Source organism: Phycisphaerae bacterium (assembly GCA_017999985.1).
In the GTDB taxonomy this organism is placed as follows: domain Bacteria; phylum Planctomycetota; class Phycisphaerae; order UBA1845; family Fen-1342; genus JAGNKU01.
Genome location: JAGNKU010000006.1, coordinates 247,915 through 260,982 on the forward strand (window position 1 = coordinate 247,915; position 13,068 = coordinate 260,982).

Annotated in this window: 13 protein-coding genes; 12 read left to right on the forward strand and 1 reads right to left on the reverse strand. The window is 69.4% G+C overall.

Going from position 1 to position 13,068, the window contains the following annotated elements:
* The first annotated feature begins 36 nt into the window (after positions 1-36).
* The 3 genes from KA383_10150 to KA383_10160 all read left to right on the forward strand — a co-directional run bounded on the left by KA383_10150 (position 37) and on the right by KA383_10160 (position 2,716).
* Positions 37-615, forward strand: coding sequence for a tetratricopeptide repeat protein (locus KA383_10150; GenBank protein ID MBP7746486.1), 579 nt, complete (start codon positions 37-39; stop codon positions 613-615).
* Positions 599-2,293, forward strand: a complete 1,695-nt coding sequence (locus KA383_10155) for a tetratricopeptide repeat protein (GenBank protein MBP7746487.1) — start codon at positions 599-601, stop codon at positions 2,291-2,293. Before KA383_10150 ends, KA383_10155 begins: the two co-directional genes overlap by 17 nt.
* Positions 2,294-2,389: 96 nt before the next feature.
* The gene (locus KA383_10160; GenBank protein ID MBP7746488.1) at positions 2,390-2,716 is read left to right on the forward strand and encodes a DsrE family protein; all 327 of its coding nucleotides are present in this window, start codon (positions 2,390-2,392) and stop codon (positions 2,714-2,716) included.
* 3 nt (positions 2,717-2,719) lie between these two features.
* Here the strand turns inward: KA383_10160 and KA383_10165 are convergent, their stop codons facing one another.
* Positions 2,720-3,049, reverse strand: coding sequence for a DMT family protein (locus tag KA383_10165; GenBank protein MBP7746489.1), 330 nt, complete (start codon positions 3,047-3,049; stop codon positions 2,720-2,722).
* A 160-nt stretch (positions 3,050-3,209) separates the two neighbouring features.
* On the opposite strand from KA383_10165, the gene KA383_10170 reads away from it, so the two are divergent.
* The 9 genes from KA383_10170 (at position 3,210) to flgK (ending at position 13,046) form a co-directional block, all read left to right on the forward strand.
* Complete coding sequence (locus tag KA383_10170) at positions 3,210-5,213, forward strand: terpene cyclase/mutase family protein (protein ID MBP7746490.1); 2,004 nt, start codon at positions 3,210-3,212, stop codon at positions 5,211-5,213.
* Positions 5,214-5,719: 506 nt separating this feature from the next.
* Positions 5,720-6,472: a flagellar hook-basal body protein gene (locus tag KA383_10175; protein MBP7746491.1), complete on the forward strand. Its 753-nt coding sequence runs from the start codon at positions 5,720-5,722 to the stop codon at positions 6,470-6,472.
* Positions 6,473-6,530: 58 nt separating this feature from the next.
* On the forward strand, positions 6,531-7,331 hold the full coding sequence (gene flgG, locus KA383_10180) for a flagellar basal-body rod protein FlgG (protein MBP7746492.1): 801 nt from the start codon (positions 6,531-6,533) through the stop codon (positions 7,329-7,331).
* A 5-nt stretch (positions 7,332-7,336) separates the two neighbouring features.
* Positions 7,337-8,389: a flagellar basal body P-ring formation protein FlgA gene (flgA, locus tag KA383_10185; protein MBP7746493.1), complete on the forward strand. Its 1,053-nt coding sequence runs from the start codon at positions 7,337-7,339 to the stop codon at positions 8,387-8,389.
* Positions 8,386-9,189 (forward strand): flagellar basal body L-ring protein FlgH, encoded by an 804-nt coding sequence (locus KA383_10190; protein MBP7746494.1) that lies wholly within the window; start codon positions 8,386-8,388, stop codon positions 9,187-9,189. The genes flgA and KA383_10190 overlap by 4 nt, the downstream gene beginning before the upstream one ends.
* Before the next feature lie 49 nt (positions 9,190-9,238).
* Positions 9,239-10,330, forward strand: a complete 1,092-nt coding sequence (locus KA383_10195) for a flagellar basal body P-ring protein FlgI (GenBank protein MBP7746495.1) — start codon at positions 9,239-9,241, stop codon at positions 10,328-10,330.
* Between the two features lie 10 nt (positions 10,331-10,340).
* Positions 10,341-10,769 (forward strand): hypothetical protein, encoded by a 429-nt coding sequence (locus KA383_10200; protein ID MBP7746496.1) that lies wholly within the window; start codon positions 10,341-10,343, stop codon positions 10,767-10,769.
* Entirely contained in the window at positions 10,766-11,332 is a 567-nt protein-coding gene (locus tag KA383_10205; protein MBP7746497.1) for a flagellar protein FlgN, read from the forward strand. Before KA383_10200 ends, KA383_10205 begins: the two co-directional genes overlap by 4 nt.
* Positions 11,333-11,336: 4 nt before the next feature.
* Entirely contained in the window at positions 11,337-13,046 is a 1,710-nt protein-coding gene (gene flgK, locus KA383_10210) for a flagellar hook-associated protein FlgK (GenBank protein ID MBP7746498.1), read from the forward strand.
* The last annotated feature ends 22 nt before the right edge of the window (positions 13,047-13,068 follow it).

The following is a 13,068-nucleotide window of genomic DNA, read 5'->3' on the forward strand; positions in this document are numbered from 1 at the left end:
GCACCCGCCGCCGGAACACGAGAGGGAGCGTCGGAGATGAATCCACCGAACGCGGAGCGGCCACGCCAGTCCGGACAGCCCGGCGCGCGGCGCGGGAGCAATCTGCGGGTCGCCTTCGGCCATGAACCGGAGCTGATCAGCGCCTGCCTGGAGGGCCTGGAAGCGAGCGCGCCGGAGCGGGCCCGGCAGATTCTGAAGGCGGCCCAGGCGGCGCTCAGCGATTTCCCGGACTACGCAGATCTCCATTATCACGCCAGCCGCGCCGCCCTCGCGGCGGGGGAATACGAGACGGCCACGCGGCTGCTGGAGTCCGCGCTGCGTGTGAACCCGGGCTACGTGGATGCGCTGCTGCTGGCGGCGCGCGTCGCCCTGCAGGGGCACCGGCTGGCGGACGCACGCCGACACCTGGAGACCGCCCGCGACCGGGGCGCGGACTACCCGGATTTGCACATGCTGATGGGGGGCGTGTGCTGCAAAGAAGGAAACTGGCAGGCGGCGCGCGCGGAGTACGAGCGTGCTCTGGAACTGAACGCCAACCTGGCGGAGGCGCGCGCCGCGCTCGCGGCGCTGCGACCGGAGCCGCGCAGCGGGACCGACGATGAGCTACCTGCTTGAAGCGCTGGGGCGGGGTCTGCTCGCGGACCTGCGCTCTGCATTCGAGAAACAGTTGCCCGGCCAGCAGGAAGATGACCTCGGCCGGCTGCAGACGCGTTTTTCGGCGTCGCCGACCTCGCTGGACCTGGCCATGCGGCTCGGGATGGCATACCTGCGCGAGATGCGCCTCGCCGAGGCGTGCCGGGCCTTCGAAACCGCCACGCAACTCGGGCCGAGCGCGGCGCCGCCGCGACTGGCACTGGCGTGCGTCTATGACGAGCTGGGCCGGCTCGACCGGGCGCTCCAATCCCTGACCGCCGCCCAAGCCTGTGACGACCGCGACCCGGCCATCGCCTTCGGCATCGCGTTCTGTCACGAGCGGCTGGGGGACGGACGGGCGGCGCGCCAGGCCTATACCCGCGCGATCGAGCTGTGTCCGCAGTTGCGGAACGCGTACGAGCGTATGGCGGCCATCGCGATGCAGGCCGGCGAATGGAACGAGGCGATCACCCAGTACGAGCGCCTCGCGGAAATGGAGCCGGACGACCTGGACGTGCTGCTGACCCTGGGCAACTTATACCTGCAGGTCCAGCGGCCGGTGGACGCCATCGAGCAGTACCAGCAGGCGCTGCAGATCGAGCCGGACGGGCACGACGGCACGCTGGCGACCGCGGACAACCTGGTTGAGGAGGGCCGGCTGGGCGAGGCGATCGTGACGCTCGAGAAGCTGGTGCACAAGTATCCGGGCATGGCCCCCTTCCATGTCCGGCTCGGGGACCTGTACGTGAAAGCCGGCGACGACACCCGCGCCATCGAGGAATACCACACCGCCCTCGCCACGCAGCCGAGCTTCCTCGAAGCCACCGTCAAGCTGGGCACGCAGCACATGCGCCAAGGGCGCTACGTCGACGCCGCGGTGACCTTCAACCGCGCCGTGGAGCTGAACGACCGGCTGATGACGGCATTCGTCGGCCTGGGCGTTGCGCAGTACGACTCCGGTCGCAAACACGAATCACTCGCCACGTTCGACCTGGCCGCCAGCCTCGAACCGAGCACGACGCTGCTCTTCTCGGAAACGACGCGGCTGCACCTCAAGTCGGAGCAGCAGCGCCACGTCGGCGACGACGACAGCGACCGCGACGAGCATGAAGTGGCCATCGACGCGGGGGACAGCGAGACCCTGCTGCAGGAAGCCCTGCGGCGCCACGAACAGGCGCTGCTGCACTCGCCGAACCACGCGGACCTGCACTACCGCTACGGGCTGCTGCTGCGACAGGTCGGGCGTTACGACGAGGCCACCACCGCGTTCCGCAGCGCGGTCGCGATCAACCCGAACTACTGCAAGGCGCTGGTCAAGCTGGCGATCTGCCTGAAGGAAGCGGGCGCGGTCGACGAGGCCATCGCCACGTTCCAGCGTGCCCTGCACCTCGACGAGAAATACGTCGACGTGCACTACGAGCTGGCGCTGCTGTTCGCCCAGCGCAACCAGTTCGACCTGGCGGCGGAACAGTTCGAGCAAGCCGCCGCCGCACGCGGCCAGAAGATCGCGTTCCGCGAGAACCTGACGCTGGCGCTGCAGAACGTCGGCATGATCGACCGCGCGTCGGCGACGTGGCGGCTGCTGTGCGAGCTGGCCCCGCCCGACGACGCGCAGCTCACCACCCGCGAGCAAGCCCTCCGAAACACGAAGCACAAGTAGTCACGCAGACAACTCGCGGTGCCGCCCGCGGCAGGCTAGACTTGTGGCGCGCGCCAGCCGGTTGCGCGCGCCCACGAAGGCATTACCGAGACCATGATGAAAACCGTGATTGTGCTGAACAACGACCAGATGGGCCACGGCGACCCGGCCCTGGGTCAGAAGATCCTGGCCACGTTCTTGCGGAAGCTGCCCGCCGTCGCCGGCGTCACCGCCATCGTGCTCTACAACAGCGGCGTGAAGCTGATCACGAAGGGTTCCCCGGTGCTGACCGAGCTCACCCAGCTCCATGAGATGGGGATCGACCTGCGGCCGTGCGGCACGTGCCTGAACTTCTACCAGCTCCAGCCCGAACTCGTGCCGGCGTCGAACATGGACGAAATCCTGCGCGAGCTGGCGGCGGCGGAGAAGGTCATCACGCTCTAGGCATCACCACTTCTTGAAGACGAAGAACACCGCGCCGACGATCAGGCCGAAGCCGACGAGGTAGTTCCACTTCAGCGGCTCACGCAGGTAGAGCACCGAGAAGCCGCAGAACACGATCAGCGTGATCACTTCCTGCAGCGTCTTGAGCTGCGCGGCGTTGAACTGCTGGTGCCCCCAGCGGTTCGCGGGCACCTGGAAGCAGTACTCCACGAACGCAATCAGCCAGCTTACGAGGATGACTTTCCACATGGCCACCCCCTTGAACTTCAAGTGGCCGTACCAGGCCATCGTCATGAACACGTTCGAGATCGTCAGCAGAATGGCGGTTCGCATTGCGGTTTCAGTTCCTATCGGGTACGCCGGCCGCCGCGCACGAGCGACCGTGCCCAGAGTTTAGCACGTCCGACGCCGGATGCGCAGGCCGCGCTCCGGCGCGACCCGGACGGAACGCGGTAGAATATGGGCGATGGTCTTTCACCCGGATCGCAGCCCGATGCGTAAGCGACGCCTGGTGCGCGCCGGCCAGCTCTTGATCCTTGTGCTGGCGGCACTTGCGGTGGCCCTGCCCTTGATCCTCCGCCCGTCGGTCGGAACGCGTCCCGCATCGCCGAGGCCCGCCGTAGTGGACAGCAATGGCCCAGCCGAAACCGAGCCCCCGCCCGCGGAAGAGCCGGTCCCCTACCAGCCGGAGCCCACGACGCCGGGACCCGCTCGCGACGAGGCGCCGGCATCAACGACCGATCGCCGGCACGTAAGTCAGGGCCCGCCAGCTCCGGGAGCGGATGCGACCTCGCGCCCAGCCGCGGCCGGACGCAACTCCGAATGGGACCGCTCGGACGAAGCCAAGCGGCGCGGCATGGAGCAGTTCGGCGGTACGCCGCTGACGGAGGGCGCCGTCGAGTCCGGTCTGGCATGGCTCGCAGCCCACCAGGCGGAAGACGGCACTTGGGACCGCCTGCACTTCGACCGCCGCTGCCCGCGTGATGACCGCTGCACGGGCGTCGCGCTGCAGCGTGAGACGGACGACCTGACGGCGGGCGTGACGGGCCTGGCGCTGCTCGCGTTCCTGGGCGCGGGCTACACGGACCGTGCCGGCCCCTACCCCGAAGTGGTGCGCAGCGCGGTGGGTGCGCTGTTGCGCCGGCAGGAGCCGCACGGCGGGTTCTCGCAGGGCGACAGTATGGCCGGCTACAACGACGCCCTCGGAACCCTGGCGCTGGCGGAGTATCTGGCGCTCACGCAGGACGACCGCGTCCGCGCGCCGCTCGCGCGGGCGGTCGCGCGCATCGTGGCGAATCAGCAGGCGCGCGGCGGCTGGGACTATGTCCGCTCTCCAACCTCGGGCCGAAATGACACTTCCATCACGGCGTGGATGGTCCAGGCGCTGCATGCCTGCGCGGCGGCCGGTGTGGCGGTACCGCAGGAGACGCTGGTGCGCGCCGCCATGCACTTCACGCAGGCCACCGAGCCGGACGGGCGGGTACGCTACGCCGATGCCGGCGCGGGCTACGAGCTGGATGCCACTCTGCACCCGGTCTACAGGTACGGCGTCGGGATGCTGGCGGCGGGACTGACGTGCGAGCAACTGCTGGGCTGGCGCCAGGATAGCACGACGCCGCTGCTGCAGTGCGCGCTGCTGGCCAGTGAGCTGCCGTCGGCGGCGCGGGCGCGGGGACGCGACGCGACGGGGGCGCACAACGAGTACTATTGGTACTATGGCACGCTGGCGATGTTCCAGCGCGGCGGCGACGACTGGGAGCGCTGGAACGCCCGGCTGCGCGACGCGATCCTGCCGCTGCAGGATCGCTCCAAGACCAAGTCGGGTAAGAAGCGGCACACGTACGGCAGTTGGCCGCCGTATGGCGCCAGCTGGGGGCAGTTCGGGCGGATGGGCGGGCGCGTCTATACGACCGCGATCTGCACGCTGACGCTGGAGATCTATTATCGGCACACGCCGGCGTTCCTGGCGGGCGAGCTGCACTTTACGGCGGATGACTGGCGGATGCACCTGCGCGCGCGGACGCCGCGCGATCGGCTGGCGCTGGTGGCGTGCCTGGCGCAGTTGCGCGTCGAGGTGTGCGAGCCGGTGCTGGTCGATCTGCTGGCCGACCCGGAGCGACCGGTCGCGTTGGCGGCGGCGGAAGCGCTGGCCATGATCGACTCGCCGATGGGGGTGGCGCTGATCGATGACGTGATCACGATGCTGCCGCCGTGGGAGCGCGCGGGGCTGGAGCGGGCGCTGGCGCGCGGCAAAGCGGTGGCGGCGCTGCCGTCCGTCGAGGGGGAGGTGCGGATGTTCGACGCGCGCGCCGGGCTGGCGACCCTGGAGTTGCCACGGAGCTACGTCGGCATGCCCGTACGCGTGCTGCGCGGCGACGACCTGATCGCACAGATGCAGGTAATTCAGCGCTTCACCGGGCGTAACGTGGTGGTCGCCCAACTCGTGTCCGACCGGCGCGCGACACCGCAACGTGGCGACCGCGTCGTCGGGCCATGATACGTCGCGCGCGTGCAAGAGCTGCGGGGGTAGCGCAACGGATGCCGGTGATCGGGCGATTCGGAGTGTGGCACGCCAGTCACCGCGCGCGGATTACTGCAGCAGCAAATCCCACGCACTGAACAGGTTATCGATCTCGTCGCGCGTTGCCACCGTCCGCCAGCGCGCGATCTGGCACGGCATCTGCCCTCTGACGGCTACGTGCCCGAGCGCGGCCTGCACGGATGCGGCGCGCGGGGCACGAGCTGGCGCAGGAGTCGCCGGATGCAACGACAGCTTCCGATTGCGTCCAGGGCACGGGTCGCAAGGCCCACCCCCGCGTCCGGAGGTCGCGTGCCTCAGGAGCACATCAGGACACCGGACAGCGACGCTGCGCCGCGGGACTGGAGCCAATTGGGGCGGCGGGTGCTGGCCGAGGCGTGGTACCGGCTCACGGATGAGCACGGGCCAGGTCGCGGCATTGCGGCCACACCCGTCGTCCCGGCTCCCCATGACAAGGAACAGCCGTGATCTACGGGCTGTACAACTCGGCCGCGGGAATGCTGACCAGCGAGTACCGCCAGGCGGTGCTGGCCAACAACATCGCGAACGCCGACACCGTCGGCTTCCGGCGCGACATCGCGACGTTTGCCGAGCGCGTGCCGGCCCGCGCCGCCGGTATTCGCCAGGGTGCCAGCGCGGTTGACCTGGCCGGGCTCTCCGGCGGGATGTGGCTCGGCGAGACTTTTACCGACCACACGGCGGGCACCCCGGTCGCGACCGGCAATCCGTACGACGTGGCCCTGGACGGACCGGGCTTTCTGGCGGTCGAGGTGGACGGACAAACGCTCTACACGCGCGACGGGCGCATGACCAGACGCGACGACGGGCTGCTCGTCGCGGCGAGCGACGGGGCGCCGATTCTGGGCCGCGGCGGCATGCCGATCCGGCTCAATCCGCACGGCGGCGACATCAGCGTGGACACGCAGGGGCGCGTGCAGCAGGACGGGGCCGTTGTCGGCGAGCTGGAACTGGTGGACTTCGCCGACTACGGCACGCTCCGTAAAGCCGGAGCGGCGCGCTTCGCCGGCCCCGCTGAAGGGACCGTGGAAGCCCCCGTGCTGGTGCAGGCGGGCTACGTCGAGAGCGCGAGCGTGCAGCCGGTAAACGAGCTCGTGAGCATGATTCAGGCCGCGCACGCGTACCAGATGAACGCGCGCATGATTGCGCTCCAGGACGAATCGGCCGGCAAGCTGATCAACGTGGTCCTGCGGACGTAGGGCCGCGGGAAAGAACGTGACTCCGCGGGTGCGGGTCACGCGTGAAGGATTGTGAACCATGGCCATCACCGCACTCCATACCGCCGCGACGGGCATGCAGGCCCTGTCGACGAAGATCGATGTGATCGCGAACAACATCGCGAACGCCGACACGCCGGGGTTCAAGGCCGCGCGCGCGAACTTCCAGGATCTGCTGTACCAGATTCGCGCGCAGCCGGGCGTGCAGACGAGCGACGAAAGCGAGACGCCGCTGGGCACGGAGGTCGGCCTGGGCGTGGCCCTGAGCAACACGCAGGTGATCTTCAAGCAGGGCTCGGCGACGCCGACCGGCGAGCCGCTGGACATCATGATCCAGGGCGACGGGTTCTTTCAGGTCGAGCTGCCCGGCGGAGCGACGGGGTACACCCGCGCCGGGAACTTCGTCCGCAACGCGAACGGTGAACTCGTGCTGGGCAACAGCTACGGCTACCGTCTGAAGGATTCGCCGACCATTCCGGACGACGTTCCGAAGGAAAACGTCGGCATCTCGAGCGATGGCCGGATCATGGCGACGAACCCGGACGGCACGACCGAGGAGCTCGGTCAGATCGAGCTCGCGCGGTTCGTGAACCCCAACGGTCTGCTGCAGCGCGGAGCGAACATCTTCACGGCGACGCAGGCCTCGGGGGAGCCCATCGAGGGGACCCCTGGCGAGCAGGGCCTGGGCGAGATCATGGCGGCGCATCTCGAGCAGAGCACGACCGAGGCCGTCGCCGAGCTGGTCGAACTGATCAAGGCCCAACGCGTGTTCCAGATGAACTCACAGACGATCCAGGCGGCCGACGAGTCGCTGCGGACCATCGCCAATCTGCGGAGGTAGGCGTGATGAGCAGGCTACTGCTGCTGGCGGTCTGTCTGATGGGGACGGCGGGCGTGGCCGGCGCCGCCGACGCCGACGCCGATACCGTCTCCCTGCGGCTCCGCCCGCAGACGACGGTGTACGGCGAAGCCGTCACGCTCGGGGACGTGCTGGTGTTCGCGAGCGCGGCGGACGAGCTGACCGAGCGCATCGCCGGCGAGCCGGTGTGCGCCGATGCGGCCCGACCGCTGACCGCGGTGAGCCACGACACGATCGTGCGGCGTCTGGACGAACTGGGCGTGAACCTGTCGCGCGTGCTGGTCGGCGGCGCGCTGCAATGCGTGATTACGCGGCCGCCGCCGGCGCAGCCCCTGGAGCCCGAGTCCGTCGCGGCCCCGCTGCTGGGCGCGCCGGCCGCGCCCGTCGCGGAGGGGGGGCGCGCGCTCGCGGAGGTTCTGCGGGCCCACGTCAATGGCGAGCTGGCCAGTCTGGGCGGGACCGCGGAGATCGACTTCGAACGCGCGGGGCAGGAGTTTCTGCAGCTCACGACGCCGCCGTGGGATTTCGGCGTGAGCAGCAGCAGCCGGGACAAGCTGGGGCTGCGTGAGTTTCACGTGGTGATCCGCCGGGACGGCCATGTGCAGCGCAAGGTGGACTTGTACGCCCAGGTGCGCCTGGTGCGTCCGGTGGTGGTGGCCCGGCGGCCGCTAAACCCGGGGAATTTCATCCGAAGCGACGACGTGGCCGTGGAGACGCGGGTGTTTGCGGATGCGGCGCACCGCGGCCCGAGCCAGATCGAGGAAGTCGTTGGCCAGCAGATCAAACGCTTCGTGCCCGCGGGCGAGGCCGTGCGCGCCGATGCCATCAAGCCCGCCGACCTGGTCGTACGCTCGCGGCCGGTGACGGTCACGAACGACAACAGCGCCGTACATGTGCGGTTGACCGGCATGGCCCTGGATTCTGGCGGCTACGGCGACACGGTGCGCATCCGGATGGGTGACACCCGCGGCGAGCGCCAGTTGCTGCGCGGCGTGGTGACCGGCCTGGGTACGGTGCGACTGGTGGAGGGCAACCTGTGAGCCACACGCGCACACTGCGGCGGGTCGAGTGGTGGCTCGCGCTGGCGGCAGCCGTGGTCGCGCTGACGGCCGCGCCGCGTCCGGCGCAGGCGCAGAACAACTCGCTGCTGGGCAACGGATGGCGGGCGGCGGACGCGGCGCGCGACACGCCGGCGCCGGCGTCCAGCGGCGCGGCACTGCTCGGCACCGCGGGCAACGCGCGCGCCACGCTGGCCCAAGACCGTCCGGAGCCCAAGCCAAACACGGTGCTGCTGCGCAGCTCGCCGTTCGCGGTGAAGACTCCCGATCCCGAGAAGATCAAGGTCCATGACCTGGTCACGATTATCGTGCGCGAGAGCAAGACCGCGACGACCGACTCGAAACTCGAGTCAAAGAAAGACTGGAAGCTGGACTCGGCCCTGACGAAGTGGATCCGCTTCAGCGACAAGCACGGGCTCATCCCGGCGAAGCAGGAGCAGGGCAGCCCGGCGGTGCTGTTCGACTTCAAGAACGACTACAAGGGCGACGGCTCGTATGACCGCAAGGACGAGCTGACCACGCGCGTGACGGCGCGGGTCATCGACGTGAAGCCCAACGGCAACCTCGTCCTCGAGGCGGTCAAGGAAATCATGATCGACGACGAAGGCTACCGGATCACACTGACGGGCGAATGCCGGAGCAAGGACGTGATGCCGGACAACACGATCCTGAGCACGCAGATCGCTGACCCGGTGATCGACGTGCAGCACTCGGGCGCGGTGCGGGACGCGACCCGCCGTGGCTGGATCCAGCGGGCGCTCGACCTCGTACGGATCTTCTAGGCACGGGCTAAGCCCCGGCCGGCGTGCCGGGGCCAGGAAGGCTGACGGAATGCGTAGATGCACACCGACAATCGGACTGCTGCTGGCCGCGACGGCTGGCGCCCTCGGCGCCGACGTCCGCGTGCAGGACATCGCGCGGCTCCAGGGCCAGCGCACCAACCGGCTGATGGGCTACGGCCTGGTGGTCGGCCTGCCCGGCACGGGCGACGGCGAGAAGTACCTGCCGACCATGCGGTCACTGGCCCGCATGCACGAGCGCTACCACGCGCCGATCCTGGACGAGGCCGAGGTCAAGGGCAACCGCAGCATCGCGCTGGTTTCCGTCGAGGCGGTGATCCCCGAGCACGGCGCCCGCGAAGGCCAGGCGCTGGACGTGATTGTCTCCGCCGTGGGCACCTGCAAGAGCCTGCGGGGCGGGCAATTACTCACGACGCCGCTGCAGTACGCCATGTTCGCCGAGGACGATCCGGCCACGCAGCGGATCCTGGCGCTGGCCGCCGGGGCGCTGGAGACGCCGGACGAGAAGACACCGACGCGCGCGGTCATCCGCGCGGGTGCGGTGCTGGAAGCGGATTTCCTGTACACGTTCATGCAGGACGGATGCATCACGCTGGTGCTGGATGACGCACATGCGGGGTGGACCTGGGCGCACATGGTCGCGCGGGCCGTGAACCACGAGCTGTCCAGCCCCGCCGGCCGCGGGGCGCCGGCCGACGCAGGCGCGACGGTGGCGAACGCGACGCCGGCGGTGGCCACCAGCCCGAGAAACGTGGTGGTGCGCATCCCGCCGTATGAGCTGGACAGTCCGGCCCGCTTTATCAGCACGGTGGAAGAGACGCCGCTGTTCGATCTGCCGGCGCCGGCTGCCGTGGTGACGATCAACCGCACGACCAAGAACGTCGCGTTCACGTCGGGGGTGCGGGTCTCACCGACCGTGCTCCAGATCCCAGGCGTGGGGACGGTGCGCATCGGCACGACGGAAACGCCGCCGGACACGCCGCCGACGCCCGGCAACACGATCGGGTTCAACGAGCTGTTTGACACGCTGTCGGCGATCAAGGTGACCCCGGACCAGTTGATCGACGCAATCGAGCACCTGCACCGCAGCGGCACGCTGCACGCGCAGATTCAATACAAGTAGAGGCCCAGGCATGGCTTTGACTATCACCCGCGCCATGATCGCCCGCCCGACGGCCATCACCGGCCGGACGGACGTGACGCCGCAGACGTTGCGCGCCTTGCTGGCGGCGGGCCGCAAGCTGGACGAGACCGATCCGGCGGTCGTGCGGCAGACGGCAGCGCAGTTCCTGTCCGAGCTGTTCTTCAAACCGCTGCTGGCCGAGGCCCGCGAATTTCCGCTGGGGCGCGATTTCGCGGACGGCGGACAGACGGAATCGACGTTTGGAGCGAAGCTCGACGAGCGCTTCGCGGACGGTATCGCCACCGCCAGCAGCGGGCTGGTTCGGCAGATGACCCGGTACTTCGGCGCCGTGCCCCCGCCGGCGGCCTCGGACGCGCGGCGCGTGTCCTGGACGACGCAGACCCAGTTGGCCCCCAGGGCGGAGGTCCCCGCGGCATGAGCCCCAGTAACCCGACATCCCGTGCTCCCGCGGTGGCGAAGTCGCCGCCCGGCACCGGCGGCCTGGCGCCCCGGCTGCGTGAGCTGGGTGAGTGCCTGACGGCGTTGCACGCCGCGATGAAAACGCTGGGCGAGCTGGCCGCCGAGAAGCTCGCGGGGCTGCGCGCCGCGGACACGGCGGCGCTGGAGCGCTGTGCCCGGCGCGAGGAGGAAGTGCTGCGGGAAGTGTTCCGCGGGGAGCAGCGGCGCAAGGCAGTTCTTGCGCGCGTCGCGCAGGGACTGCACATGGCGGAGCCCGCGCGGGTGCGGCTGCCGGAGGTGGCCGAACGGCTGCCGGAGCCGCTGGCCTCGTCGCTGCGGGCCAGAAACGCGGCCCTGCGCGCGACCGTCGGCGACTTGCAGAGAAAAAACCGGCTCGCGGCCCGCGTGGCACAGAACCTGCAATCTCACATTCGCGGCGTGTTTGCCGAGGTGGCGCGCGCCGCCCAGGAGTCACTGGTGTACGGACCGCAGGGTCAACACGAGGTCGGACGACCACGCAGTTGGGTCGAGGCGATTGGGTGATGCCGTGGCAGTCTTAGGCGCCGCATTTCAGATCGGACGCAGCGCGCTGGCCGCGTATCAGAGCGCGATCGCCATCACCGGCCAGAACATCGCGAACGTCGGCAACCCGGACTACACGCGACAGACCGGCCGGCTCGTGGCGATGTACGGCGGCATGACGCTGGGCGGCGTCGCGCCGGGCATGGGGGTGAACCTCAGCGGCCTGCAGCGGCACGTGGACGAAGCGGTCGAGGCCCGCCTGCGGCTCGCCCTGGGCGACCGGGCCGGGGCCCAGACGGCCTACACCGCGCTGAATCGCATCGAGTCGCTGTACAACGAGCTGACGCAGTACGACCTGTCGACGCAACTGACGACCTTCTTCGGCAGCTTCTCCGACGTGCAGACCAATCCCGCGGACATCAGCGCCCGCAATCTGATCCTCGCCAACGCCGACACGGTCATCCAGACGCTCCAGCGGCAGCGCACCGGCCTGCTCAGCGAGATCAGCGATCTGAACGACACGGTGGCGTCGCTGGCCCGCGACGCCAACGCGCTGACCGAGCAGATTGCTAAGCTGAATGAGCTAATCGTCACGACCGAGGCGCAGTCGCCCGGCAGCGCCGGCGCCCTGCGCGACAACCGCGACGCGCTGCTGCGTCAGCTCGGCGAGCTGATGGACATCACGACCCGCGAGCAGGACAACGGCGTGGTCAACGTCTACGTCGGCAGCGAGCCGCTGGTGGACTTCAACCGCTCGCGCGGCCTGACCACCGAGACGGTGCGGGCCGACGGGCTGGCACGTACTACGCTGCGGTTCGCGGACAACAACAGCAGCGTAATCGCGCGGTCGGGCAAGCTGGCCGCGATCGCCGAGACCCGCGACGTACACCTGGCCGGGCAGCTCGAACGGCTGGACCAACTCGCCAAGGCCCTGATCTACGAGGTGAACTGCGTCCACAGCAGCGGGCAAGGACTCGTCGGCTACCAGCGGCTTCAGGGGAGCTACGCCGTGCACGACGCCAGCGCCGCCCTGAACAGCGCTGAAGCGGGCCTGCCTTTCGACGTGCAGAACGGCACGTTTTTTGTGCGCGTGCGTGACCAGGCCACCGGCCAGGTCACGACCCAGATGATCGAGGTCGATCTCGACGGACTGAACAACGACGACACCACGCTGAGCTCCCTGGCCGCCGCGCTGAGCGCCGTGCCGGGGCTCAACGCCACGGTCACGGGCGACAACCGGCTGCGCATTGATGCGGCCGCGGGCTTCGAGGTGTCGTTCGCGGACGACACGTCGCACGCGCTGGCTGCCCTCGGCATCGGCACGTTCTTCACGGGCACCGACGCCGCGACCATCGCGGTCAACGCGGCGCTCACGAGCAACCCGCGCCTGCTGGCGGCCGCGCTCGACGGCGCCGCAGGCGACGGGCGTAACGCCGGTCGCCTGGCCGCGCTCGGCAGCGCGACCAGCGCTCTGCTCGGCGGCGTGAGCATCGAAGCCTACCACGCGATGACGATCAACGGCCTGGCGGTGACAACCGCCGCGGCCAGCACGGCACAGGAGGCCGCCGACATGGTCTACAGCAGTCTGCTCGCGCAGCGCGAAGCGACCAGCGGCGTCAGCCTGGATGAAGAGGCGATCAACCTGACCAAGTATGAGCGGGCCTTCCAGGGCGCTTCGCGTTTCCTGAACGTCCTCGACTCGCTCTCGGACGAGATTCTCAGCCTGGTGAGCTAAGCGCCCCGGCGGAAAGTGGAAG

Excerpts from the sequence above, each read along its gene's own strand:
- KA383_10150 (MBP7746486.1), top strand. The coding sequence starts at position 37 with ATGAATCCACCGAACGCGGAGCGGCCACGCCAGTCCGGACAGCCCGGC.
- KA383_10155 (MBP7746487.1), top strand. The coding sequence starts at position 599 with ATGAGCTACCTGCTTGAAGCGCTGGGGCGGGGTCTGCTCGCGGACCTG.
- KA383_10160 (MBP7746488.1), top strand. The coding sequence starts at position 2,390 with ATGAAAACCGTGATTGTGCTGAACAACGACCAGATGGGCCACGGCGAC.
- KA383_10165 (MBP7746489.1), bottom strand. The coding sequence starts at position 3,049 with ATGCGAACCGCCATTCTGCTGACGATCTCGAACGTGTTCATGACGATG.
- KA383_10170 (MBP7746490.1), top strand. The coding sequence starts at position 3,210 with ATGCGTAAGCGACGCCTGGTGCGCGCCGGCCAGCTCTTGATCCTTGTG.
- flgG (MBP7746492.1), top strand. The coding sequence starts at position 6,531 with ATGGCCATCACCGCACTCCATACCGCCGCGACGGGCATGCAGGCCCTG.
- flgA (MBP7746493.1), top strand. The coding sequence starts at position 7,337 with ATGAGCAGGCTACTGCTGCTGGCGGTCTGTCTGATGGGGACGGCGGGC.
- KA383_10195 (MBP7746495.1), top strand. The coding sequence starts at position 9,239 with ATGCGTAGATGCACACCGACAATCGGACTGCTGCTGGCCGCGACGGCT.
- KA383_10200 (MBP7746496.1), top strand. The coding sequence starts at position 10,341 with ATGGCTTTGACTATCACCCGCGCCATGATCGCCCGCCCGACGGCCATC.
- KA383_10205 (MBP7746497.1), top strand. The coding sequence starts at position 10,766 with ATGAGCCCCAGTAACCCGACATCCCGTGCTCCCGCGGTGGCGAAGTCG.